The following is a 25,401-nucleotide window of genomic DNA, read 5'->3' as shown; positions in this document are numbered from 1 at the left end:
TGCATTCCCGGCATAATCATAATAAAGGTGGATGTGAGATGGCAAACGCGCAGCAAGGATTCAATCGGCCCATTGCTCTCATTACAGGAGCGTCCAGCGGTTTCGGGCTTCTAACCTCGATTCGCTTGGCGCAGGAGGGTTATCGCGTTATTGCGACTATGAGAGATATGGGGAAAAAAGAAAGCGTGCTCGCCAAGGCTTCAGAAAAAGGCGTACAAGAGCAAATTGAAATCATGAAGCTTGATATTACGGATTCCGAGAATATTGCTGATGTTGTGGAGACGGTCATTCAGCAATGGGGATCTATTGATGTGCTGGTGAATAATGCTGGTTATGCGGTCATGGGGGTTATTGAGGAGGTGCCGATGGCCGATTGGCGAGCACAGCTGGACACTAATTTTTTTGGCATGGTCGCGGTAACGAAAGCCGTCCTGCCGCATATGCGCACCCGGGGACAAGGGAAAATCATTAATATTAGCAGCGGTGCCGGCATTATCGGCTTCTCCAACACAGGGCCTTATTCGGCTTCGAAATTTGCAATGGAGGGCTTCAGCGAGGCTTTGCGTTTAGAGCTGCTTCCATTTTCCATCCCCGTCGTACTGGTTCAGCCAGGAACCTATGATACCGGCATTTCAGCGAAACATGTCTATCGCAGTCAACCTAATTCCCATTATAGCAAAATGATCGAGCGCTTCAATCAATATAACCAAAAGTCGGAGAAAAATGCCCCGAATCCGATGCATGTAGCGAATACAATCGTGAAAATATGCCAATCCCGAAACCCCAAGCTTCGTTACACCTGTGGCAATGATGCCAAAATGATCTTCCTCATGAAAAAGCTGCTCCCGTGGCGAGTAATCGAATGGGCTCTCCGCAAAGCACTGCACTAATCCGCGATCATCCGTAAAATATCGAAGGGGACAAGCGGGTCCCCCTTACTTCCTTCACCCCCTTCTCTGCCAAGTAAGCGAGCGCATTGAATTATTGTATATAGCAATAGAATATTTCTATTATGAATGCGATTGACTGTATTTGAACGCAGGTGATAGACTCATCTCAACATAATACCAACAAAACCTATTTGAATTATTGAGTATTAAAATTGGATTGCTGTCAAAGTTTTTTTGCATATCGATTCATTTATAAAACGAGGGGTGGAGAGTGTATGGCGGAGCAAAGGAAATTAAGATTAGGTGCAGTATTACACGGAGCCGGAGGGAATTTAGCGGGCTGGAGACATCCTGATGCCGTGGCGGACGCGAGTGTTAACTTCGCATTTTATAAGCAGCAGGCTTTAAAGGCAGAAGAGGGGAAATTTGATTTTCTATTTATCGCAGACGGGCTTTTTATTGCCGAAAAATCGAATCCCCATTTCTTGAATCGTTTTGAACCGATTACGATACTATCCGCGCTCGGCGCAGTCACTTCTAAAATTGGGCTGGTCGGTACATTGTCGACTTCCTACAGCCAGCCGTTTACGGTATCGCGGCAATTTTCATCCCTTGATCACATTAGCGGAGGGCGAGCAGGCTGGAATGTCGTGACATCCCCTTTGGAGGGGACCGCGCTCAACTACAGTCTCTCTCTTGGAGAGCATCCGGATCATAGCAAACGCTACCGCATTGCTGCGGAATATTTGAAGGTAGCGCGAGGTTTATGGGATTCATGGGAGGATGACGCATTTGTCCGGAATAAAGAAACAGGCCAGTTTTTTGAAGCAAGCAAGCTGCACACGTTAAACCACGAAGGAGAATTTTTCTCCGTCAAAGGGCCGCTTAATATCGCAAGATCAAAGCAGGGGCAGCCGGTCGTTTTCCAAGCAGGCTCCTCGGAGAGCGGAAGGAATCTGGCGGCTGCTTCAGCGGATGCCGTGTTCACGAACCACGAAACGTTAGAGGAAGCAAGAGCATTCTATCAGGACGTGAAACGAAGAGCCGTGGAGCTCGGCCGCTCGCCGGAAGAAATTCTTATTTTCCCGGGAATCGGCGTCATCGTTGGAGAGACGGATGAGGAAGCAGAGCGCAAATATGAGCAGGTTGCTAACTTAATCAGCATCGAAAATGCGCTCGATAACTTAGGCCGGTTTTTTGAGCATCATGATTTTAAGCAATATCCGCTGGATGGACCGTTCCCCGAGCTAGGCGAACTCGGCAAAAACAGCTTCCAAAGCACAACGGACAAAATTAAACGCGAAGCGCAGGAGCAAAGCTTAACTTTGCGTCAAGTCGCTTTGCGCTCTGCAACACCAAGGACGCCGTTTATCGGAACGCCGGAGAAGGTGGCTGATCTGATTCAAGAGTGGTTCGAGCAGGGAGCCGTTGACGGCTTTATTATCGGAGCGGGCGTTCCGACGGGGCTGGATGAATTTGTAGAGCATGTTATTCCTGTTCTTCAGCAGCGCGGCTTGTTCCGTACGGATTATGAGTCGGATACGCTGCGAGGCCATTTAGGCCTGCCTATTCCAATTAATCGTTACACGGAGCAGCGAAGCAAGCAGCCGGATTCACTTGAGCAGGATGCCGCGTCTGAAGCTGCGGCAGCACAGGCGAACGGAGCGGTTTAACCTAATCAGATAGAATGGGGAGAAATGAATATGGTGAAAAAACGAACGGGCTGGAAAACAATTATTGCGCTCACTGCAGCATTAGCATTGCTGCTGAGCGGGTGCGCAGGCACAAATAAATCGAACGGCACAAGCGAGGGAGCGGTATCAAACGTTAAAGCGGGCACAAATGAAGCAGCTGCGCCAGTCAAGGGCGGTGAACTCTCCTATGCGCTTGCCACATCCCCGGATACGATTGATCCGCATCGCAGCGGACTGGCCGTGGCGGTTCGCGCCATTCGAACGATCCATGACAGCCTGGTAGCACAGCTTCCTGACGGCACCATTCAGCCTTGGCTGGCTGCGGAATGGGAAGTATCCGAGGATGGAAAGAGCTATACCTTCAAGCTTAGGCAGGACGTTAAATTCCATGACGGTACACCATTTAACGCTGAGGCTGTGAAGTATAATTACGATCGCATTCTAAATCCGGAGACGAAGGCCGCAAACTCAGCTGCTTTGATCAGGCCTTATAAATCGTCCGAAATTATTGACGAGTACACCATTAAGTTGAATTTGGAAACTCCCTCCAACGCGTTTCTGGGCAATTTAAGCCAAGCGCTCGTCAGTATTGTTTCGCCAACGGCGGCGCAGAAATACGGAGATCAGCTCGGCAAAAATCCCGTAGGAACAGGACCTTTTAAATTCGTGAGCTGGGAAGAAAATTCTCAAATCATCGTGGAGCGCAACCCGGATTATAAATGGGCACCGCCCCTAGTGGAAAATAAAGAAGCACCCTACCTCGATAAAGTGGTCTTTAAAATCGCGCCTGAGGAGGCCACGCGGATCGGGAGCGTACAGAGCGGTCAAGTTCTCGCAGGGGAGACGATCCCACCGCAAAATATCCTTGCGCTGGAGAAGGATGAAAAGCTCCAGCTATTCAAGTCAAATACGCAGGGTCTGCCGTATACCTTATTCATTAATCAAAACAAAGCACCGTGGAATGAATTGAAAGCAAGGCAAGCGCTGCAAGCAGCCATCGATGTTGACGCGATCGTCAAAACGTTATATTTGGGCACGTACGATCGTGCATGGTCGCCGCTCACGCCGGGTACGTTTGGTTATGACAAGTCTCTAGAAGGCGGTGTGAAACCTGACATAAATAAGGCAAACGCATTGCTGGATGAGCTTGGTTATGTGAAGGGCGCGGACGGTCTGCGTACCAAAGACGGCAAAAAGCTAACCCTCCATTATGTTGATGGTTCTCCAAACCGAGAAAAAAGAAATGACATTGCCGCAATCATCCAGCAGCAGCTAAAGCAAATCGGCGTCGAGGTGGAAGTCGAAATTACAAAGGATGTCCGCACTTTCGTATTCGAAAATGCAAACTACGACATATACGGAAACAGCCAAGTAAACTCGGATCCCGAGGCTCTGCGTTCCTTCTATCATTCAGGTGCAGTCAGCGTAGGCGGAAACCAAAACCTCGCTGCTTACAAAAACGCCGAGGTGGATACCTGGATCGATCAAGGATTGATCGAGAAGGATACCGCTAAACGCCAGGAGCTGTACGCGAACGTTCAGAAAGCAATTATCGAGCAAGCAGTCATTATTCCGATTTATGTATTCCCGTATACAATCGCTGCTTCGAAATCGGTTCAAGGCATCAAGTTTGACTCGCTCGCCTATCCATTGTTTAATGATGCATTTATTCAAAAGTAAGCCGGCACTTGAAGAAAAGGCAATTGTTTTTGCAATACATTACACTCAGGAGGTAAGTCATGCTTAAAACGATTAGTATACGGTTGTTTACCTCCTTATTGGTCATACTCGGCTCGCTCGTGCTCGTTTTTGTCATTGTTTATTTGCTTCCGGGAGATCCTGTCATGTCGATGGTCGATCCAAGCACGGTTTCACCCGAGGTTCTGGCAAATTTGCGTGCGCAGCTTGGCGTGGATCGCCCGCTATATGAGCAGTTTGTTTCTTATGTTGGAAAGGTGCTGCAAGGTGATTTCGGCAAATCGATTGTGAATGACGAGCCCGTGCTGCCGAAAATCATCGAGCATTTGCCTGCGACACTGGCTTTGACGGCTGCAAGCTGCTTCATTGCCGCGGTAGTCGGGATCTGGCTGGGCGTATTGTCGGTCATTAACCGAGATCGCTGGATTGATATTACGGCAAGAGTGGTCGGCCTATTCGGCATCTCGATGCCGACCTTCTGGTCCGGTATTCTGCTCATTCTTATCTTCTCGATTATGCTCGACTGGTTTCCTGCGATGGGCTCCGAGGGCTGGAAGACGATCGTCCTCCCGGCGGTCGGTCTCGGTATTGTCGGGGCCGGGTTTGTCGTCAGGCTGGTTCGCAACAGTATGCTGGAGGTCATCAATGAGCCCTTCATCGTGACGCTGCGGGCAAAGGGTGTATCGGAGAAGCTTGTGATGTACCGCCACGCGCTCCGCAACGCATTGATTCCGGCTTTAACCATGATTGGCGTGCTGAGCGGCGAGCTGCTGGCGGGAACGGTTGTCATCGAGACAGTATTCTCCCGTCAAGGCATCGGAAGAGTCATATCGGATGCGCTGATGTCCAAGGATTTGCCAGTCGTGCAAGGGGTTGTCTTTTTCTCGGCGGTTATGTACGTAATCATTAATTTAATCGTGGACCTCTCTTACCGGATGATCGATCCGAGAGTAAGACGTTCGCATTAAGCAAAGGGGAGTGTGGCATGAAGGAGTCCGCGCTTGTCAAAGCGGCTTGGCCCCGAATGAGGGCAGCACGGCGTTCGGCACCTAGAACGGGAAAACTCAATGTATCCAACTTGCTCGTCTATACGGCTGGTTTTGTCATTGTTTTTATTGTTTTATGTGCTCTGTTTCCAGGTCGGATTGCGCCTTATTCACCTACTGAAATGATCATGACTGATATTATGCTGCCTCCGAGCTTCTCGCATTGGTTTGGTACCGATTATTATGGCCGTGATGTATTCAGCGTTGTCGTCTACGGCAGCCGCGATTCGCTGCTAATCGGTCTAGCCTCCGTCCTTGTCGGAGGTCTGCTCGGGGCTTCGTTTGGCGCGTTGTCCGGCTTTCTCGGCGGTATTTTCGATACGGTTATCATGGGTTTTATTGAGGTGTTGATGACGATTCCGGGTATCCTTTTCGCATTGGCGATTGCGGCAGCAATGGGACCGAGCCTGTTCAACGTAGTGCTGGCCGTCGCCTTGTCAGCGGTTCCCGGATATGCAAGGGTATTTCGCGGCCAAATCATGAGCGTAAAAGGACGTCCGTTCATTACGGCGGCTAGATCGGTCGGCGCTGGCAGCCTGCGCATCTTTTTCCGGCATATCCTTCCGAATGCGTGGTCGCCGCTGCTCGTCATGGCAACAATCGGATTAGGCACCTCCATTCTCGTTGGCTCCGGGCTCAGCTTCCTTGGACTTGGCGTAATCAAGGAAATTCCTGATTGGGGCACGCTGCTGTCGCAAGGAAGAGGATATCTGACGGTAGCCTGGTGGATGTCCACTTTCCCGGGCCTTGCCATTACGCTTCTCGTGTTATCGGTCAATCTGATGGGCGATAAGCTGAGAGACCGGATCGATCCGAAGAAAAACAGGATTTAAGGAGGAGGCATTGATTTGAAAGCATTGCTTGAAATTGAGCATTTAACCGTCAAGTTTGCCACTCCAAAAGGCTGGTTGACTGCTATTTCGGATGTGTCTTTGAGCATGAAGCCGGGAGAGATGGTATGCCTTGTCGGAGAATCCGGGAGCGGCAAGACGATTACCTCCAAATCCGTCATGCGTTTAATCGATTATGAAAATGGCATAATCGTAAGCGGCGAGATGAAGCTGGGCGGCATCGATCTTGTGCGTGCTCCTCAAAAAAATATGCGTACGCTGCGCGGCAAGAAAATGGCGATGATCTTTCAGGAGCCGATGTCTGCTTTTGATCCGGTTTTCACGATCGGCAGTCAAATGATCGAAGTCATGCTCGGGCATAAAATGAGCAGCCGGGAGAAAGCTCGGGAGCGGGCAGTGCATTTGCTCGAGCGCGTAGGCATTCCCGAGCCTGAGCTGCGAATGAAGCAATATCCAAGCGAGCTGTCCGGCGGCATGCTGCAGCGGGCGATGATTGCGATGGCGCTGGCCTGCGGCCCGGAGCTGCTCATAGCAGATGAGCCGACAACTGCATTAGATATGACGATTCAAGCACAAATCCTGCAGCTGCTGCAGGAGCTAAAGGCTGAATTCAATATGTCTATTCTGCTTATTACGCATGATATGGGCATTGCCGCGGAGATGGCCGACCGCATTATCGTCATGTATGCCGGCGAAGTGGTCGAGCAAGCGACAGCGGCCCAGCTGTTTGAGCTTCCGCATCATCCCTACACGCAGGGACTTCTCCGTTCCGTGACGACGCTTGATAGCGAGAGAAGCAGCAGGCTCTACTCGATCGAGGGGAGCATTCCGAATTTATTCGAGCTGCCAGCCGGCTGCCATTTTCATCCGCGCTGTTCCCATGCCACGGAGAAATGCGCGAAGGAAAGCCCTCCGTTATTGGACGTGAATGAACGGCAGGCGGCCTGCTGGTACGCGAAGGAGCTGGCGGAGGCGTGGGATTTGAATAACGCTAAACAGACCAGTGAGATATGGATTGGGCAAACTGCCGCTCCGGTCAGCCGCCGAGAGGAATCAGTCTCCGCAGAAAATATATTTGAAATTGAAGGCCTGCGAAAATATTACCCGCTTGGAAAAAGCTTGCTTTCCAGGCATTCCTCTGTCATTCGAGCCGTAGATGACGTCTCCTTTCAGATCCGGAAGGGGGAGACCTTTGGTCTCGTCGGCGAATCCGGCAGCGGCAAGTCTACGCTAGGCCGCGTCATTATGCAGCTGGAGAAAGCGACTTCCGGGAAGGTGAAGTTCGCAGGGCAGACCCTAACAGAGATGAGACCATCACAGCTGCATGACGTACGCAAGGACATGCAGATGATCTTTCAGGATCCCTATGGTTCCATGAATCCGCGCTGGCGAGTAGGCGATATCATTGGGGAACCGCTGTCGATCCATACCTCGCTGAGCGCAGCCGAAAAAAAATCAAGGATTGAAGAGCTGCTGCACGTGGTTGAACTTAACCCGTCCTGGCATGAGCGCTATCCGCATGAGTTCTCCGGCGGTCAGCGGCAGCGCATAGGTATTGCGAGAGCGATCGCTCTGCGGCCGTCCTTTGTGCTCGCCGATGAAGCCGTGTCTGCGCTTGACGTGTCGGTTCAGGCTCAAATCGTAAACATGATGCAGGATCTTCAGCAAGATCTCGGGCTGACTTATTTATTTATCGCACACGGGCTTCATGTCGTAAGACATATCTCGAATCGTATCGGCGTCATGTATTTAGGCCAGCTTGTCGAGATAGCGGACAGCGAGGAATTGTTTACCCATCCGGCGCATCATTATACGAAAGCGCTGATTGCCTCGATTCCTTGGCCCGATCCCAGCCGTAAGCGGGAGTTTCAAGCCATCAACGGTGAAATTCCTTCCCCCGCCCGTCCTCCTTCAGGCTGCCGCTTTCATACGCGCTGCCCTGCAGCGACCGCACGCTGCAAGAGTGAACAGCCAGAGCTGAAACGAATCGATCATGAGCACTGGGCAGCATGCCATTATCCGGCTTAAAGGCCGACGGCTCCGCAAACGGGGCCGTTTGGCCTTTTTGGCATGTACATAAACAGATGTGACTATGGGACCATTGACGCACTGAAAAATGCCATGTTACGCTACCGTCATATGGAAACAATTGGAGGGATACACTTGATTGAAATTCGCTTATCGGTAGGTTATGACGAGTATGAAGAAGGGGTAAGGATGTCCAGCTTGATCGAAAAACTGGCATCGAGCCCGGATGGCGAGAAGCTGTCTATACTAACGATTGGCGATTGGGGTCAGGCGTATGAAAATTCTCCGGATAGCTTTCTGGAAACGTTGATTAGCCATAAGGATTCTTTTCCTAACTTAACGAAATTATTTATTGGCGATATGGGCTTTGAAGAGTGCGAGGTATCTTGGATTAACCAGACGAATCTCTCGCCGCTGCTTGAAGCATTTCCTAACTTGAAATCCCTTTCCATTAAAGGCAGCCAGGAGCTGAGCCTGCAGCCTCTCGTTCACGAGAAGCTGGAGGAGCTGGTCGTCATTTGCGGCGGCCTGCCGAGATCCGTGCTAGAGGAAATAACGAGCGCGAGGCTGCCTGAGCTCAGAAAGCTGGAGCTTTATTTGGGCGTTGAGGATTATGGCTTTGACGGCGGCATAGAGGATGTTCTTCCGCTGCTTCAAGGAGATCTATTTCCAAAGCTCAAATATTTGGGCTTGAAGGACAGTGAAATCCAGGATGAAATCGCGATTGCGATTGCGGATGCACAGGTTCTGGATCAACTGGATACGCTTGATTTGTCTTACGGCACTTTGACCGATGAAGGCGGAGAAGCTCTGCTGGCAAGCAATCGGATCCGCAAGCTGAAGCATCTTGATCTGAGCTATCACTATATGTCCGACGAGATGCTGCTTCGCTGGGAGCAATCGGGCTTGTCCGTAAATGTGACAGACCAGCAGGAAACGGATGAAGATGACTGGCGTTATCCATTCCTTACGGAATAATGGACAATTTCGAGAAAACGTTTCTACTCGTCGGAAATCCATCCAATAAACGGACATTGGGGCTGCAGGCTGCAAGAAGCAAGCTGGGGCTTGCGCCGGCTGTTGTGCTTCCTTATGAGCAGCTGCTCAATCGCACGCTTTACATAGGAGATGCCCTAAGAAAGCACGCCGGGCAGGGGGGAATGATCCTCCGGCTTGACGCGCCTGGCGAGAATAAGGCCGTGGAGCGGGAGCTGATCGCATGGGGAGCTCCCGACCGAAGCGGCGACGATGTGTTTTGGTCGGCGGGCTCTTTGCCGAACAGCATTTCGATTTCATCGGCGGAGGCGCTCCTTCTGCCTTCCGAACATGGCCGGTTATTTTATCCGGCACAGTGGTATCGCGGTTATTGCCGCTTCCTTGCTGCCATGCAGCGAGAGGTGAAGGCGTCCGGGATTTCCGTTACCTGGGTGAATTCACCGGGAAGCATCGCTAATATGTTCGACAAAAGAACCTGCTGGCAGCTGCTTGAGCGTCGCGGCCTGAAGCTGCCGGCATTGCCAGCTCCTGTCGGATCCATAAAAAGCTACGAAGCGCTTCAAGCTGCCATTAAAGCGAGCGGAATGAGGCGGCTGTTCATTAAACTCGCCTGCGGCTCGGGAGCAGCGGGCGTTATCGCTTATCAGATGAATCCGCGCAGCGGCGAAGAGCTTGCCATTACAACGATCGGCATGGAAGAAAGCGCTGGCGGAACCAGCTTTTATAACGCGGGGCTGCTGCGGCGTTACCGGGAGCCTTCGGATATCCGGCGAATCATCGATTGGGTTTGCCGTGAAGGCGCGCATATCGAGCGCTGGATCGAGAAGGAAAGCTTCGAGAGCAAGTCATTTGACGTGCGGCAGCTCGTTGTCAACGGGGAAGCCTGCCACACCGTACTGCGGTTAAGCAGCACGCCTATCACCAATTTGCATCTGCGAAACGAACGGAGCATGGATGTCGACCGGCTTCTCTCGGATGAGGTGAAGCGGGCGGTTAAGCAGACGGCGGAAGACGCTCTCCGCGCATTTCCAGGAAGCTCTTCCGCAGGGGTCGATGTACTCGTTCAAAGGGGCAGCGGCATGACCTACGCGATAGACATCAATCCTTTCGGCGATTTGCTGTATGGCGCCGAGTATGAGGGGATGAACACCTACGAGTGGCAAATGCGGCAGCTGCTGAGAAAGGAATAAGCAGGTATGCTGGATATGAACCAAATCGTGGGTACCCACGATATTTTGATGATTACGCTCGACACGCTGCGCTATGACGCGGCTAAGCTTGAGGAGGCCAATTGTCCGAATCTCTGTGCGGAAGGAGGCTGGGAGAAGCGACATACGCCGGGCAGCTTTACCTATGCGGCCCATCATGCTTTTTTTGGCGGTTTTCTGCCGACACCGGCTAATACGGACAAAGCTTCCCATGTAAGGCTTTTCCATACGAAAGATACGGGGCTCAAAACGCACCCTCATACATGGTTATTTGATGCCCCGGATCTCGTATCCGGCTTGCAGGAGGCGGGTTACCGTACGATCTGCATCGGAGGCGTCATTTTTTTTACGAAAAAGAATAAGCTGGCTAAGGTTTTGCCGAGTTATTTTCAAGAGAGCTACTGGCGGATGACCTTCGGCGTAACCAATCCCCGGTCGGCCGAGCATCAGGTGAATCACGCGCTGAAGCTGCTGGAGAAGGCCGATCCGGCCGAAAGACTATTTTTGTTTATGAATATTTCGGCCATGCACGGACCCAACCATTACTTTGTCCCGGGGGCAAAGCAGGATTCCGTGGAGACGCAGCGGGCGGCTTTGCGTTATGTTGACAGCCAGCTGGGCGTTTTGTTTGAAGCGATGCGGCGCAGGGGCAAAACATTATGCCTTGCGTTCTCTGATCATGGGACGGCTTATGGCGAGGATGGCTATGAAGGACACCGGCTTGCCCATGAGGTGGTATGGAACGTGCCGTATCGCGAGTTTATTTTGGAATAAGGAGGGGAAGCGGCTTGCTGCAATCATCATCGTTACGATCTTCTCCCGAGCTGCGTAAGCTGGAGCAGCGCTGGACACAAGCTCCATACCGTTCGTATTTGTATTCCTACCCGCATAAGACGGCTTATCGGGAATTACAGCCTGCGCAATCTTTAAAGGAGCTGTGGGAGCAGGATCGGACCGACTACTATTTTTTGTACATGCATATTCCGTTTTGCGGAGCCCGCTGCGGCTTTTGCAACCTGTTCACGCTTCCGGACCGCCGTACCGATGTGCATACGCAATACGTCGATGCGCTCCAGCGGCAGGCAGAGGAATGGGCGCCATGGTTCCAAGGACGGACGTTCTCGCGGTTTGCGATTGGCGGCGGTACACCGACGCTCCTGGAAGCAACCCAGCTGAAACGGCTTTTTGATATAGCCGAGCATACGATGGGGCTTGATCCGCTGCAGGCTTCGATCTCGGTAGAAACATCGCCGGAGACCGTAACGGAGGATCGGATGCAGGTGCTTAAGGATCGGCTGGTCGACCGTGTCAGCATGGGCATTCAAAGCTTCGTCGAGGAGGAGGCGGCTGCCATATACCGCCCGCAGAAGCCGCGTCTAGCAGAGGATGCGCTTGAGAAGCTGCTTGACTATCACTTTCCGCTTATTAATATTGATCTGATTTACGGCTTGCCTGGGCAAACCGCCGACTCATGGCTATTTTCGCTGGAGAAGGCGATCAGCTACGGGCCGGGCGAAATTTTCATTTATCCGCTCTACACGCGGGAGAATACGATTTTAAAGCCGGAGCAAATACGGAGCGCAGGGACGGATATTCGGCTTGAATTGTATCACATCGCCCGCCAGCGGCTTGAGGCGGCTGGCTATAAGCAGTTTTCGATGCGGCGTTTTGCAAAGGATACGTCGTTTGCTCACAAAAACGTGCTTCCTTTCAGCTGTCAGGAGGAAGGGATGGCCGGACTTGGCTGCGGCGCGCGTTCGTATACTCGGGATGTTCATTACGCTTCGCGATACGGCGTGAGCGCAGCGGCAACAAGGAGCATTATCGAGGACTACGTATCTGCTGAGAGCCATGCTGCGGCGGACTACGGCTTTAGACTAAGCGCAGCCGAGCAAAAACGCCGATTCATCCTGAAGGCGCTGCTGCACCGCGAAGGCTTGGCGCTTTCGGCGTACGAAGAGAGATTCGGAAGCGATGCGCTGGGCGAGCATTCCGAATTGCGGGAGCTGCTGAGCATTGAATTAGCCGAGCTTGCATCCGGCGTCCTTCGGCTGACAACGAGGGGAATGGCTTATTCCGATGCAATCGGTGACGAGTTTATTTCGGGTGACGTAAGGGCGCTGATGAATGGATATGTCATTCGATGAACGCGGTGCTTTATTACCGCGGAGCGATGTCATCCTGCAATTATGACTGTCCTTATTGTCCCTTCAGCAAAACGAAGGATAGCAAGGAGACGCTGGAGAAGGATAAGCAGCAGCTGCTTGCCTTCATGGGCTGGGTTCGCGAGCAGGGAGCTGCCGGACACCGGCTGTCGATTTTTTTTAATCCGTACGGAGAGGTGCTTGTGCACAAGTGGTACCGCGAGGCCATGATTGAGCTGTCCGGGCTTGCGCATGTGCAGAAGGTAGCTGTGCAAACGAATCTATCCGCGAAGCTGGATTGGACGCGGCAGCTGGCAAAGGACAAGGCGGCTTTTTGGGTGACCTACCACCCAGGCCAAACGAGTGAGGCTCAGTTTCTGAGCCAGTGCATGAAGCTCTATGAGCAGGGGATCGCGTTTAGCGTAGGCTCGGTCGGCATCCGCAGCGCTTTTGACGCGATTGCGCGGCTAAGGAGTCTGCTTCCGGAGGATGTGTACCTTTGGGTGAATGCCTTTAAAGATCGCAAAGGCTATTACACTGAAGATGAGATCAGCTATTTAACCCGGATTGATCCTTATTTTCAGCTGAATATTCCCGATTACGACAGCCTCGGCAGGCGCTGCGGAGCAGGCTCCAATGTTTTTTACGTGCAGGGGGCCGGCATCGTCAAGCGGTGCTACAGCGACCGCAAGGTGATCGGACATCTCTATCGAGACGGTCTGGAGGGGCTATCCGAAGAGCGTCCATGCGGGATGAAAAAATGCGGCTGCTATATTGGTTATATTCATATGCCGGAGCTTGCAATGGACCATGTTTACGGGGATCGCCTGCTTGAGCGGATACCGGCAGGTTTTGCGCGATAGAACGGATATACTTATCGTGTTACGGAATATATGCCAAATGAGAAAAAAGCTGCTGGGATAGGTGTTGAAATAACGCCTCCCGGCAGCTTTTTTTCTATCGGCATGGGCATGGATCGTCTGCTTGGAAACGAAATTCCTTAATATGGTACGATGTGCATATAAAATATTTCTTAAGCTGGAGGTGCGGCTGTGTTAAAAGTGTTCATAACGGTTAAAAGCTTAGGTAAGAGAAAAAACCATCTCGACCGTTTGGCGTGGCAGCTAACGGAGCCGCCACCGACGCTGAGGTCGTTGATTATAGATATCGTATCCGAAAATGTCCGGCAGTTTAATGAACGAAAGAGCGATGTGCCGTTTGTTTCTTTTCTAACGAAGGCTGACATTGAGCTGCAGGGCGTAAACGGAAAGGTGGGCAACGGATCGCTTGATAACGACCGGAAGGCGGACGAGGAAGAGGCGGTTTCGTCTGCGCTGCTTGCCTTCAAGGACGGATTGTACCGGGTATTTATAAATGGCAGCGAGGCTGAGCATTTGGAAATGCCGCTTATGCTGCAGGGCGGGGACGAGCTGGCATTCATTCGGTTTACGATGCTGGCGGGATCCATGTGGTAGTACCATGTTAAGGAGGCAGTGAAGATGGATAGAGCGGAACAAAAGCTGTATTTTCAACAAATGAAGGATAAGGCGGCTGTCATTTCGCTTTCCGATCCGCATCAGCGGTTGGCGTTTTTGCTTATCCAACTAAGCGAGCGAGGATACAACGACTATGAAATCAATGCAGAGATCAAGGAGCAGCTGCTTATTTTGGCTTCTAGCGAGGAGCAGCCGTTGTTTGAGCCGCTTGTTGCTGTAATCGATGAGCTGCTGGATGACGGATATGCGCATGTTTTTCGATATATAGCGGAGCATGCCGCAGAATATCCATACAGCACCGGTTATGCGCGCAGGCCGTTCCGAACGAAGGAGCAGCGTTTGCATCTGGACCGGCTGCTAACCAAAATGATTTCTTTATTTTATTTGCATGCACGGGATTTTTCGGTGGCGGATTATTTGGCGAAGCCAAATTACATATCAGAAAATGAGCATCAATTTCCGGCAATGGCCATTGCGGATATCATTGCATACGGAATCGACAATGGTAATGAAGCCATTATCCACGCATTAAAAGAAATAATATACGGCGATAACAACACAGCGTTATTGTCCCGGAGCATGATCTCGGGCATCTTCCTCAGCCACAGCCGCGAAGCCTACCGCATGATGGGAGAGCTCTTAGTTGCAGCTAGGCTGCAAGAAGGCTTGCGGCAAAGCATCGTCGAAGCGATGGATGAGGGTACGATCGAAGCCATGATCTACATGATGGAGGTTGTTACCGAGCATGATCTCATTCGCTACAGCTCCGTAATTCGGGCTTTGGATGTCTGGACGGGCCTCGGACTGGAAGCTTCGAATGCTAGGGTAGCAAGGCAAAATATTGCCTATGCCGCACAGTGTCTCGCGGATCCCGCTGTTTTACGGGAAGGGCTTGCGAGCGGTGACGTCAATGAGCTTTATATGAGTCTGTGGGCGATTGCCGTACATGAGGAAAAGCAGCTTTATGAGCAAATCAGCCTCATTATGGCGAGTGATGAAAACTATCGCAAAATCGTTGCGCAGTATATGCTGGCACAGTCGCAGAACGAGGATATTCGTTTTTTGATTGCCCAGGATTGGCTGGGCGAGCCTCATAAAGAAGTGCAATATTGGGTCGTAATGAACTATACCTTCGACTACTCCTATACTTGGGAGAGCGATCCTAAAGGAACCTACACGCGGCTGGTGTTCAGGAAATCGGTGCTGCTTGCGGAGAAAACGGTGCGGAGGCGGCAATTCGAGCAATTCATGGCGATGCTGGGCGGCATGCCCTTGAAGGTAAGTGAAGAAAGATCCAAGGTGTTTCATTGGGTCGGCTATACCTTCTCTGCGGATACGGTTATTCGCAAGCTTCTCTATTTGACCGCTTACGATATGGATCAGGAATGGCTTGCGGAGATTTTCGCGCTGAAGGATAGGCTTAGCCATGATATGAGAGGCGAGCTGCTAAAATTTTTCATTAATGATCCCTCTAGCAGCGCCCAGCGTTCTTTTCTGATTGCATGCTTATCGGATAAAAGCATGACCAACCGCGAGCTCGCCATGCAAAAGGCGGCCGAGCTTGAGCTGAACGAGGATGAAATCGAAGCCGTGGCATCGCTGCTCAAGCTGAAGACGGGGGCGCTGCGGCAAGGGGCGATCGGTCTGCTGCTGAAGCAATCCGCTCGACAGCTCGAAGCCGTGCTCGCGATGCTGCTGCAAAGCCGAAACGAGCTTCAGCGCTTAGCGGCGCTTGAACTGCTAACCGAAATGAAGGATGAGCCTGCTCTCGCCCAGCTCTCGGGATTCATGAAGGATGAGGTCGATTTAATCGAAGCTCCATCCGACAAAGAGCGGCTGTTGATCGCGAAGCTGAAGCAGCAGACAGTCTATACTCTCAGCAACGGAATTGGCTTGTTTAATCCGGAGGCATCACAGGAAGAGTTATCGGGGAAAGAGCAGCTCCCAATGTCCGCGCTGCAAGCGGGCAAACGCTATTTTAATTTAACGACGGAGCAAATCGGCAGCTTTATTAAAGGCTTGGCGGATCTTGTTCATCTTCATCGCGAGCATGAATACGAAACAACAGATTATTCAGGCGCAAAGGAGACACTGCTTGTTGGAGCCAAGCTTACGAGCTTGCAATGGCGATATGAGACGAGTGATGCCACGCCTACGCTGGAACGCTATCCGCTCGCACAGGTGTGGGCTGACTATTTGGAGAAAAGCGGCTTTGGACCGGCTGAGCTGCTGCAGCTGCATTTCTTCCGCTCTGCGGATTCCCTTTACCGGTACTATTACGGGGAGCAGGAGCGCTGGCATGCAGCTGCCTATGAGCCGGCCGAGGGCTGGCGCAAGGAGCTGCTTGATCAGCTGTATCCGATGGAGCTGCTGCGCGAGACTTACTTACTAACCGAGAACGTTCCATACCGCATGCAGGTTTATGAAATCATCAGTGCATATGTGAGAGAAAGCCGCGGGAAAGATTGGTTTGATGCAGCGGAGCATTTCCTGAGCTTGATCATGCGCTGCTTTCCGGCCGAGCGCGTGAAGGAGGAGAGCAGGCTCCTTGATTTGTTTACGGAATTTTGGAGAAAGGAGCTGCGTACAAGCAGTGATTACGATGTATCCTTTGCTCAATTATTCCACATCTTTTATCCGTTGTATGAGATGTTTGGCTTCGAGATTCAGCTTCTGGATACGATGGATTTTGCCCGCGCATTCAGCTTGGGCATCATCGATAAGAATGAACTGCTTAAAGAGCTTGTTGCAAGGCCGCATAGCAGCAGCCATATCAGACAGCTGACTAACCCGAAGGGCAAGCTGAATAAACAATATCCGCAGTTGAACGCGGTCAAAGAATTAATTGTGCGGCGCATATTGGAGCTGGAGCTGAATCGAGGGGATTTGGCTACAGAGGTAACCCATTTGGCGACGAGCATTCAGCATGTGGAGGGCATGAACGACTTTATTGCGATTTTGAAAGGGCTGGATAAGGAAGCTTTCGTTCGCGGCTATATTTACGGATATGGCAAGGATATTACCCGGAAGGAAACGTTCAGCCATCTGCTCAAGGTATGCCATCCCAGGAATGGCGAGGACGAAGCAATGCTGCGGGAGCTGCTGCAGGATAGCGGTATTTCAGAGACAAGGCTGCTGGAAGCCGCAATGTATGCGCCGCAGTGGGTTGAGCTCGTATCAAGCTGTCTCGGCTGGAGCGGCCTGCGGAGCGCGGCCTGGTACTTCCATGCGCATATTAATGAATCGTTTTCGGCGGAGAAGGAGACGATCGTTGCTCAATATTCACCGATTGCGCCGCAGGATTTCAACGATGGCGCATTTGACATCGATTGGTTTAGGCAAGCTTATTACGAGCTTGGGGAAGAACGCTTCCGCCTGCTGTACCAATGCGCAAAATACATTTCCGCTGGAGCGAATCATCGGCGGTCGCAGCTGTTTGCGGACGCTGTGCTCGGCAGGCTGAACGCGGGCGAGCTTCAGGCCCAGGTTGCGGAGAAGCGAAACAAGGATCTTTTGCTCAGCTACAGCCTGCTGCCGTGGAGCGAGGATGGCGAGGAAACGCGTGAAGTGCTTGAGCGTTATTCCTTTATCCAGCGGTTTTGTAAGGAAAGCAAAGCATTCGGCGCCCAACGGAGGGCAAGCGAGGAGAAGGCATCCAGCATTGCGCTCGATAATCTCGCGCGAAATGCCGGCTATGCGGATGTCATCCGCTTAACCTGGGATATGGAGGGCAGGAAGCTGGATGAGCTTCTGCATTATTTTGAGCCGCATGCACTGGATGAACAGCTATCGGCACAGCTCGTCATCGATGAGTCAGGAAAGACGGATATTCGCGTTATGAAGCAGGGCAAGACTTTAAAGTCGGTGCCTGCCGCCTATAAGAAGCATGAATATATCGTTGCCCTTAAAGAAACGAAGACGGAGCTGACTGACCAGTATAAAAGGGCCCGCGCGGAGCTTGAACGCTCGATGGTGAGCGGAAGCAGCTTTACGCTACGGGAGATCAGCAGGCTGGTTCAAAATCCGGTGCTTTCGCCGTTAGTGTATGCGTTGGTATTTAAAATAAACCAGAACTTTGGTTATTTCGATAAGGGAATGCTCGAGAGCCCGCAAGCGGAGAACTATCAAATAACGGAAAACGATCAATTGGTGATTGCGCATCCTCTCCATCTGTATGAGAGCGGCGAATGGGGCAGCTACCAGAAGGATTTATTTGACCGTCAAGTGAAGCAGCCGTTTAAGCAAGTTTTCAGAGAACTCTATTTACCAACCGTAGATGAGCTTGCGAGCGGATCATTATCGAGGCGCTATGCGGGCCATCAGGTACAGCCCCGCAAAACGCTCAGCCTTCTCAAAGGGCGAAAATGGACGGTCAGCTATGAGGAAGGCCTGCAGAAGGTATTTTATAAGGAGAATGTTATAGCCAGCATTTACGCTTTAGCCGATTGGTTCTCCCCTTCCGATATTGAAAGTCCGACGCTGGAGACCGTTCGTTTCTTTGATCGAAAAACCTTGAAGGGGCTTGCGATTGCGCAGGTGCCAAGCTTAATCTTCTCCGAGGTGATGAGAGACGTCGATTTGGTTGTCAGCGTGGCTCATGTTGGCGGAGTCGACCCGGAAGCAAGTCTTACGACGATTGGCATACGAATGGCTATCGTAACCGAATCTCTGCGCCTGCTGAAGATCACGAATGTCCGCCTTGAGGGCAATCATGCTTTGATTGCGGGCAAGCTTGGCGAATACAGCGTTCATCTGGGCAGCGGTACCGTTTATAAGCAAGCAAAAGGCGCGCTCGCGATCATTCCCGTCCATTCGCAGCATCGCGGCAGATTGTTCCTGCCCTTTATGGACGAGGACCCGAAGACGGCAGAAATTTTGTCCAAAATCATGCTGCTGGCGCAGGATACGAAGCTCAAGGATCCACAAATTTTAGCACAGCTTCAAGTATAAATAACTTGCTTCAAATATTGTCAAACAGGGTATAGTACATCATGGCGTGAATATGGAAAGGAGTGTGCAAATGATGACGCAAGCAAAGAAGGTAGCGTTTCTGCTGGCCAATGATTTTGAAGATTCCGAGATGAAGAACCCTTATGATGAAATGGTGAAAAATGGCCACGAGGCCGTTATTATTAGCTTGAACAGCAACGAAGAGCTGAAGGGCAAGCAGGGATCGATCGTATATACCTCGCATTTGGGCATTGAGGAAGCGAACGCGGATGATTATTCCGCTATTATTATTCCAGGGGGCAAATCGCCTTCCCGCCTAATGGATAATGCGGCTGTGCAAGCTTTCGTACAGAAGGCTGATCAAGCCGGAACGACGATTGCGGCAATATGCCATGGTCCGCAGATCTTGGAGGCGGCTGGTCTGCTTAAGGGCCGAACGCTGACTGCCTATCCCGGCCTGTTCTCAGAGATTGAAGCAGCAGGCGGGAACTTCGTTGATAAAGAGGTTGTCGTGGACCGCAATTTCGTTACGTCCCGTACGCCGGAGGACGAGCCTGCTTTTATCCGTGAAACGATCGACAAGCTTGGCGTAAATGCTTGGTAATTTAAGGACTAACCGAGAGTATGCGGAATAGGGAAAAGACAAGGCTGGCTTCGGATCTAAGCGGATTCGAAGCCGGCTTTTTTGTTTTTGAATAAAGGTTAGACTGGCCTCACTTGTGGGCAGAATAGCCGAATTGTCTATTGCAGAGAGGTGGGGTATACTTCAAGTTATGTACAAGCTTGGGCTTTTGCTATTGGACAATAAAGGAGGAGGAGTTACATGCAAGGTTCTACGCTAGATGAACAGGTAGACCAAGCAGGCAGACCGTCCTTACGGGTGAGCCGATCTTCCCTAATTGACAACGGCATGCTGACTTTGCAAGCATGGGGAGCGGATCATATTTGCAAGGTTTGCATTGCGAACAGCGGCTCCTGCTGCCGTGATTGCCAGCATCTATCCGATGGCGTGGGGTGTCAGCTTCGAAATACGAGCTGTACCGCATGGCTCTGCGGATTTCATAAATATTTATTATACGAGGTTGGCCAATTAGAGAATTGGCAAGCGTTCTGGAGACAGGTGCCGGGGCAGGATTACCGGGAGGACTCGACGCCCGATCAGATCATAATCGATAAAGCTTTACATAAACCGGGGCAAATGATGGATCATTTGGGAGAAGCGCTAGCGGCGGATCTGCTGGATATGGCGCATTCGCATACAGAGATCGGCTTGATCCTTACGCTTAGGGAGAAGCTGGATAGATACATCGATCAGTTTCAGTTGGAGGAGCATGACCAGAAGCGGAAAACGAGGATCAAAAGAAAAATAAAAGTGCTGTCGGGCGATTTTCAGCGCTTTCATTATTTATTAAATAAATACTACCAGGAGCTGACTGATGTCACAGCACAGTAGCAAAGAAAGAGGAGCCGTTAAACCGGCTCCTCTTTCTTTGATTGAATAAGAATTTATATCTCCGCGAAACGAGCTTTTGCCATAGAGGATGACATCAGCCGTTTACGTTTGTTTACTTTAAAAACTCTAGCAGCTCATTATTAAATCTAACCGGCTCATCATAGAGCATGCCGTGGCCGCTTTGCTCGAACGTGACGAGAGTTGAGCCATCGATGCTGTTCAGCATCTCCGTGGCGAATTCCGGCGGGCAAATCTTGTCGAGCATGCCGTGGAAAATCGTCGTATTTGCTTTAATTTGCAGTAAATCCGCCCGGAGATCTTCATCGCGCAGCGATTCGAAGGTACGAACGGTCCCCCAGGCTGATGCCTCTAGGCCAAGCAGCTGGAGCCAATCCTTAAACGGATCGGATATCGGATGCTGTGCGGTATTCGCGAGAAAAATCTCGCCAAAGCCCCTAAGCATTTCGGGACGGTCTTTCTTGGCGGCAGCGATTTGCTCATTGGCTTTCCCCTGCTTCATGCCAAGCGGGTAATCGTCCCGCTGCGTGAAGGAAGGAGCGGCTGCGCCAAGAAGAGCAAGCTTTTGAATGCCATAGCCGCCGTGGCGCGCCATGTAACGGACGGCAATGGCACCTCCTACAGAGAAGCCTACCAGAAAGGCATGCTCCAGACTCAGATAATCGATGACCGCTTTCACGTCATCCGCTAGTCGGTCATAGTCGTATCCGCCTGTCGGAGCGCTGGATTTGCCAAAGCCGCGTTGGTCAATTCCGATGCAGCGATATCCCTGCTCTGACAGCAGGGTGAACTGATATTCAAACATTCGGCTGTTCAGCGGCCAGCCGTGCAGGAAGATAACAGGGATGCCGGTGCCGATATCCTCAACGTAGAGTTTTACTTTTCTCTCAACCTCAATATAATGTCCCATAGTATCTCTCCTCTTCGCGGTTATTGTTTATTCTTACCCAATTAAGCAGCTTTTGAAAAATAAATTTTTTTACCGCGTATGAAGGAGTAAAATGGTGACAAGAGATTGGAGGCTAAAGCATGTTTTCTTGGCTAAGGATGGCGCTTATTATAATCGTCACTATCTTTCTGACGCGGTTCATCCCTTTCTCGGACTTTTTTCAAAATGTGAATACATTGGTCCATGAGCTTGCCCATGCAGTCGTAACTTTGCTGCTTAAAGGCAGCGTCATGCATATTTATTTGTACGCGGATCAGAGCGGGGTAACCTATACCTCCTATACGAACAACTGGATGTTGATTCCGATTGCGCTTGCCGGGTACATGGGCTCCGCATTGTTCGCGCTGCTGCTTTTCTATCTCCATGCACGAGGGAAAGGGAGCTTCGGCTTAGCTTGCGTTGCCATAGCTGCGGGCGCGGCGCTCGCGCTATTCGTGCGCAATGACTATGGCATGGCATGGAGTGCCGGCTTTACGGCATTAACGGCCTTTATTTATTTTGCCGCACCAAGCTGGCTTCGAAGCGGTTATTATTTACTGATTGCTTTTATTTGCTTGGTGGAGTCTATCATTAGTCCATTTATTCTGCTTTATCTTGCTGTCACTGACCCTGCGTCAGCAGGCGATGCAGCCAGCTTAAGCCAATCCACATTCGTGCCGGGGTTTGTATGGGCGGCCTTGTTTTGCGGCTTCTCGCTTTGGTGTGCCAAAATAGCCGTTGGTTATTTGTTTAGGCGAAGCGGGTCGGGGATACAAATAAGTAAATAGACAAGGGAGGGTGTGAGAAAATGCCAAAAAGCCATAAGCTGCCTGAGCAGAAACAGGTGGCATTATCCGATATTGATCCGAAAGATACGGGGCGCTTTCATAATAAGGAAGAAGTCATGCAGGAAATAAAGGAGCTTGAGCAGGAGCTGCAGGCGCTGCAGGAGAAGCTGGTCGCGAGTAAAGAGCATGCGGTTTTATTTATTTTTCAAGGGATGGATTGCAGCGGAAAGGATGGAGTCATCAAAAAAGTGTTTGCCGGACTTCATCCGCAGGGTATATCCGCCCATAGCTTCAAGACGCCGTCGGAGGAGGAGGCTCGGCATGATTTTTTGTGGAGAGCGCACCGTGCTGTACCCGCCCTTGGACAGATCGCGGTCTTTAACCGTTCCTATTATGAGGAAGTGCTTATTACAAGAGTCCATGGCAAGGTGACTGACGAGCAGGCGAAGAAACGGTTTAAGCATATCAACCATTTTGAGAGGATGCTGTCGGACAGCGGCGTTAAGGTGGTCAAAATCTTCCTGCATATTTCGAAGGAGTTTCAGCTCGAGAAGCTGATTAGCCGGATCGAGGACACGAGCAAAAACTGGAAATTCGATCCTTCCGACCTGAAGGAACGGAAAGCTTGGAACCAGTATAGCGAGCTCTATGAGGAGCTGTTCGAGAAATGCAGCAAGGCTGCGCCCTGGTATGCTGTACCCTCCGACAACAGGTGGTACCGCAATTATGCCGTATTGCGCATCGCCGTGGACGTGCTGCGAAGCCTTGATTTAAAGGAGCCGCCCGCCAATCCAGAGCTTCAGCCGCTGCTTATGAAGCTCAAGACGGAAGAGGCTTAGGAAGCGGAGCGAATAAGAGGAAGCGAACTGAAAAGGGGCTTTCCCGTTCATCTAAGATGAATGGGAAAGCCCCTTGCTTATTTTAAATAAAGGCTAGCTGCCGCTATTCTTTTTTTGAAGAAGCCGCTTCAGCTCTTCATCGACGCGGGCACTGCGCTGCTCCTGCTGTTGATCATGGCCTTGCAGGCTTGAATCCAGCCCGTATCGTCCTTTGGCAAGCTCAATTTCCGCTTCACGTTCCATTAGTTTCTGTTCAATTCTGTCAAAGCCTCTAGAAGCGGCGCTATCATGCCAAGGAGCCGATGAATATCCGGGTGCCTTGGATGTCTGCTGCATATGGGCGACTAACTCCGTACGCTTTCCTTGCAGCCGTGTTTTCTCTTCCTTCAATGCCTGAGCGCGCAGCCCAAGCTCAATAGCGGCTTGCTCCGAGAACTTCATAAGCTTATGTGTTTCTTCCGTTTGGTCCAAATAAAGAAGCTTCGCCTCAAGTGCAACGCGGGCTTCTGACTCTCGTTCCTCGGCCGCTGCTTGCTCAGCTTTTTTCTCATAGTAATGAGCTTGCTCTTTCAGCTCGGCGAGCTTTGCCTGCAATATCCGCTGCTGCGCCTGCTGCCGCGCAGCTTCACGTTCGGTGCTCGCTATTTCCTCTTCCAGATCTCTTAAATATTGATTAAGCATGGTAACCGGATTTTCGAACTTGTCGAGCATCTCATTCGTCGCGGCCTTCGTCATGCTGACTACACGTTGTAAAATTCCCATTCTATCATCTCTCCCCAAATTGGTTTAAAAATATAAAATTTATAAGTTTTCCAACTTAACTAGATTCTTATCGTTCACCGCGAAACGAGCTTTTACGCCAATGGTCGGCGACAACCGTTTACGCTTGGTATCGGTCAGTGAATCTGAAATCATTGTTTAGGGCTTTCGGTACAAACAGCGTGGCGATGAAATACGCCAAAAGGACAGCTCCAAAGCTGAAGAATGCGGCAATGACGACCAGCAGCCTTACGATGGTAGAATCAATGCCCAGCCATTGTCCGATACCTCCGCAGAGACCGGTTAGCTTGCTGTCCGTCGTTGAACGAAATAATTTTTTCATATTTATCATCCTTTCCTCGTGCTCATCTATGTCTTTATTCTAGAGCGTGCATCAGAATTCCGAAACGGTCCGGGGTCTGTTTTGGGAACTAGGCTTAAGGCGGGCCTTAGTGCGACAAACGACGGGGAAAGAAGTGGAAAGAATATAGATTACAGTTTGGATATATAATGGCAATTGGCCAATTTCCTTTACAGCCTTTCAACTATCCACTACTATGAATCTAGCTTTAATAGAGAAATATTAGTAGTAATGGGAGGAAAGGCTAATATGGATAGACGTTTCTATTATAAAAAAGCAGTTATTTTGCTTATCGCTTTTGTCATGTGTCTTCCAACCTTAGTGGTTCCAATCTCCGTAAACGCGGAGGCAGCTCAACCTGTCGGTTCCTATTTGGCAGAGCGCTGGAGCAACAGTATCGAGGGGGGAGTGGCCGCAAAGCCGGTTATTGCTGAGGACGGCACGTTGTACATCCTATCTGAGAAAGGGAAGCTCTATGCTTTTAGCCCTGCCGGCAAGCAGCTGTGGACCGCTGAAGTTCGTTCTTTGGACGGCAAGTACCAAAATCAGGAAGGTCAGCTCGAACTAGGAGCAGACGGGGGCATTTATGTAGGTTCAAGTGGCAATTTATACGCTTTTCAGACAGACGGTGTAAAAAAATGGGAATATGAAATGCCATACTCGGATTTTGAAAAGATTGCAGTTCAGCGTAACGGATTGATTTATATTCTATTAAGCAACAGTTCGGAACATATGATTGTTTTGCGTTCGGACGGTAAACTTGCATTTGAACGGCAGGATGTCTCTGCACTGGTAGAGCATCAGGGTTTAACGGAGGATAAGGTATACATTGTATCCACAAAAAGATCGGTTAAAACGATTGGACTGCGAGCGGCATTACCAATGATCTTCATGTAGCGGTAATCGATGCAGCGAGCGAGCTGAGTCTATACGAAATTCGAGTTACCCGGTCCGACGAGAGTGTTTTTTCCGACCTGAAAAAGCATTGGGCGAAGACGCAGTGGAGGAACTTGCGGAAGCCGGCGTTGTGACCGGTTTTGCGGATGGCACCTACCGTCCTGATACTCAGGTAACTAGGGAGCAGTTCCTTGCCATGCTTTCGAAGAAGCTGAAAACGCCTCAGAAAGCAGCCCATTTATAATTTAGCGCCGAAAAACCCCTTGCTTTAGCTATGGGGATGTAAGGTGCTTCGGGTGAAGGGCGGCTAAAGCCGCCTTAATCACCCGACATTAGATCTACTGTTTTATGGTATAA

At 50.8% G+C, this 25,401-nt stretch carries 22 protein-coding genes; 19 read left to right on the top strand and 3 right to left on the bottom strand.

Going from position 1 to position 25,401, the window contains the following annotated elements:
* Positions 1–38 precede the first annotated feature (38 nt).
* The 15 genes from RCO25_RS30400 to RCO25_RS30330 all read left to right on the top strand — a co-directional run bounded on the left by RCO25_RS30400 (position 39) and on the right by RCO25_RS30330 (position 20,454).
* The gene (locus tag RCO25_RS30400) at positions 39–890 is read left to right on the top strand and encodes an SDR family oxidoreductase (RefSeq protein WP_308999829.1); all 852 of its coding nucleotides are present in this window, start codon (positions 39–41) and stop codon (positions 888–890) included.
* 275 nt (positions 891–1,165) lie between these two features.
* Positions 1,166–2,563 carry an LLM class flavin-dependent oxidoreductase gene (locus RCO25_RS30395; protein WP_308999828.1) on the top strand — a complete coding sequence of 466 codons (1,398 nt, stop codon included), beginning with the start codon at positions 1,166–1,168 and terminating at the stop codon, positions 2,561–2,563.
* A gap of 30 nt (positions 2,564–2,593) precedes the next feature.
* Positions 2,594–4,264: an ABC transporter substrate-binding protein gene (locus tag RCO25_RS30390; RefSeq protein WP_374992194.1), complete on the top strand. Its 1,671-nt coding sequence runs from the start codon at positions 2,594–2,596 to the stop codon at positions 4,262–4,264.
* A gap of 59 nt (positions 4,265–4,323) precedes the next feature.
* Positions 4,324–5,250, top strand: a complete 927-nt coding sequence (locus RCO25_RS30385; protein WP_308999826.1) for an ABC transporter permease — start codon at positions 4,324–4,326, stop codon at positions 5,248–5,250.
* Between the two features lie 17 nt (positions 5,251–5,267).
* Positions 5,268–6,161 carry an ABC transporter permease gene (locus tag RCO25_RS30380; RefSeq protein ID WP_308999825.1) on the top strand — a complete coding sequence of 298 codons (894 nt, stop codon included), beginning with the start codon at positions 5,268–5,270 and terminating at the stop codon, positions 6,159–6,161.
* 15 nt (positions 6,162–6,176) lie between these two features.
* Positions 6,177–8,207, top strand: coding sequence for an ABC transporter ATP-binding protein (locus RCO25_RS30375; RefSeq protein WP_308999824.1), 2,031 nt, complete (start codon positions 6,177–6,179; stop codon positions 8,205–8,207).
* A 138-nt stretch (positions 8,208–8,345) separates the two neighbouring features.
* Positions 8,346–9,185 (top strand): STM4015 family protein, encoded by an 840-nt coding sequence (locus RCO25_RS30370; protein WP_308999838.1) that lies wholly within the window; start codon positions 8,346–8,348, stop codon positions 9,183–9,185.
* The gene (locus tag RCO25_RS30365; protein WP_308999823.1) at positions 9,185–10,393 is read left to right on the top strand and encodes an STM4014 family protein; all 1,209 of its coding nucleotides are present in this window, start codon (positions 9,185–9,187) and stop codon (positions 10,391–10,393) included. The genes RCO25_RS30370 and RCO25_RS30365 overlap by 1 nt, the downstream gene beginning before the upstream one ends.
* Positions 10,394–10,399: 6 nt before the next feature.
* Complete coding sequence (locus tag RCO25_RS30360; RefSeq protein WP_308999822.1) at positions 10,400–11,185, top strand: STM4013/SEN3800 family hydrolase; 786 nt, start codon at positions 10,400–10,402, stop codon at positions 11,183–11,185.
* Positions 11,186–11,202: 17 nt separating this feature from the next.
* On the top strand, positions 11,203–12,558 hold the full coding sequence (locus tag RCO25_RS30355) for an STM4012 family radical SAM protein (RefSeq protein ID WP_308999837.1): 1,356 nt from the start codon (positions 11,203–11,205) through the stop codon (positions 12,556–12,558).
* A complete protein-coding gene (locus tag RCO25_RS30350; RefSeq protein WP_308999821.1) occupies positions 12,555–13,418 on the top strand; it encodes an STM4011 family radical SAM protein in 864 nt (287 codons plus the stop codon). The genes RCO25_RS30355 and RCO25_RS30350 overlap by 4 nt, the downstream gene beginning before the upstream one ends.
* A 189-nt stretch (positions 13,419–13,607) precedes the next feature.
* Positions 13,608–14,030, top strand: a complete 423-nt coding sequence (locus RCO25_RS30345) for a hypothetical protein (protein ID WP_308999820.1) — start codon at positions 13,608–13,610, stop codon at positions 14,028–14,030.
* A gap of 24 nt (positions 14,031–14,054) precedes the next feature.
* Positions 14,055–19,001: a DUF4132 domain-containing protein gene (locus tag RCO25_RS30340; protein WP_308999819.1), complete on the top strand. Its 4,947-nt coding sequence runs from the start codon at positions 14,055–14,057 to the stop codon at positions 18,999–19,001.
* Between the two features lie 70 nt (positions 19,002–19,071).
* Positions 19,072–19,605, top strand: a complete 534-nt coding sequence (locus RCO25_RS30335; RefSeq protein ID WP_308999818.1) for a type 1 glutamine amidotransferase domain-containing protein — start codon at positions 19,072–19,074, stop codon at positions 19,603–19,605.
* Positions 19,606–19,824: 219 nt separating this feature from the next.
* The gene (locus RCO25_RS30330) at positions 19,825–20,454 is read left to right on the top strand and encodes a hypothetical protein (protein ID WP_308999817.1); all 630 of its coding nucleotides are present in this window, start codon (positions 19,825–19,827) and stop codon (positions 20,452–20,454) included.
* Positions 20,455–20,566: 112 nt separating this feature from the next.
* Here the strand turns inward: RCO25_RS30330 and RCO25_RS30325 are convergent, their stop codons facing one another.
* A complete protein-coding gene (locus RCO25_RS30325; RefSeq protein ID WP_308999816.1) occupies positions 20,567–21,382 on the bottom strand; it encodes an alpha/beta fold hydrolase in 816 nt (271 codons plus the stop codon).
* Between the two features lie 119 nt (positions 21,383–21,501).
* On the opposite strand from RCO25_RS30325, the gene RCO25_RS30320 reads away from it, so the two are divergent.
* Positions 21,502–22,188, top strand: coding sequence for a M50 family metallopeptidase (locus RCO25_RS30320; RefSeq protein ID WP_308999815.1), 687 nt, complete (start codon positions 21,502–21,504; stop codon positions 22,186–22,188).
* 20 nt (positions 22,189–22,208) lie between these two features.
* Entirely contained in the window at positions 22,209–23,027 is an 819-nt protein-coding gene (locus RCO25_RS30315) for a PPK2 family polyphosphate kinase (RefSeq protein ID WP_308999814.1), read from the top strand.
* Between the two features lie 93 nt (positions 23,028–23,120).
* Here the strand turns inward: RCO25_RS30315 and RCO25_RS30310 are convergent, their stop codons facing one another.
* Both RCO25_RS30310 and RCO25_RS30305 read right to left on the bottom strand, forming a co-directional pair.
* On the bottom strand, positions 23,121–23,789 hold the full coding sequence (locus RCO25_RS30310) for a PspA/IM30 family protein (RefSeq protein WP_308999813.1): 669 nt from the start codon (positions 23,787–23,789) through the stop codon (positions 23,121–23,123).
* Between the two features lie 118 nt (positions 23,790–23,907).
* Positions 23,908–24,129, bottom strand: a complete 222-nt coding sequence (locus RCO25_RS30305) for a PspC domain-containing protein (RefSeq protein ID WP_308999812.1) — start codon at positions 24,127–24,129, stop codon at positions 23,908–23,910.
* Positions 24,130–24,396: 267 nt separating this feature from the next.
* Between RCO25_RS30305 and RCO25_RS30300 the strand changes: the two genes are divergently transcribed.
* Together RCO25_RS30300 and RCO25_RS30295 are read left to right on the top strand one after the other, a co-directional pair.
* Positions 24,397–25,044, top strand: a complete 648-nt coding sequence (locus RCO25_RS30300; protein WP_308999811.1) for an outer membrane protein assembly factor BamB family protein — start codon at positions 24,397–24,399, stop codon at positions 25,042–25,044.
* A gap of 103 nt (positions 25,045–25,147) precedes the next feature.
* Complete coding sequence (locus tag RCO25_RS30295; RefSeq protein ID WP_308999810.1) at positions 25,148–25,288, top strand: S-layer homology domain-containing protein; 141 nt, start codon at positions 25,148–25,150, stop codon at positions 25,286–25,288.
* Positions 25,289–25,401 lie beyond the last annotated feature (113 nt).

Origin of the sequence: Paenibacillus sp. LHD-38 (assembly GCF_031157315.1) — a bacterium.
In the GTDB taxonomy this organism is placed as follows: domain Bacteria; phylum Bacillota; class Bacilli; order Paenibacillales; family Paenibacillaceae; genus Pristimantibacillus.
This window is presented reverse-complemented; position numbering and strand designations above follow the sequence as displayed.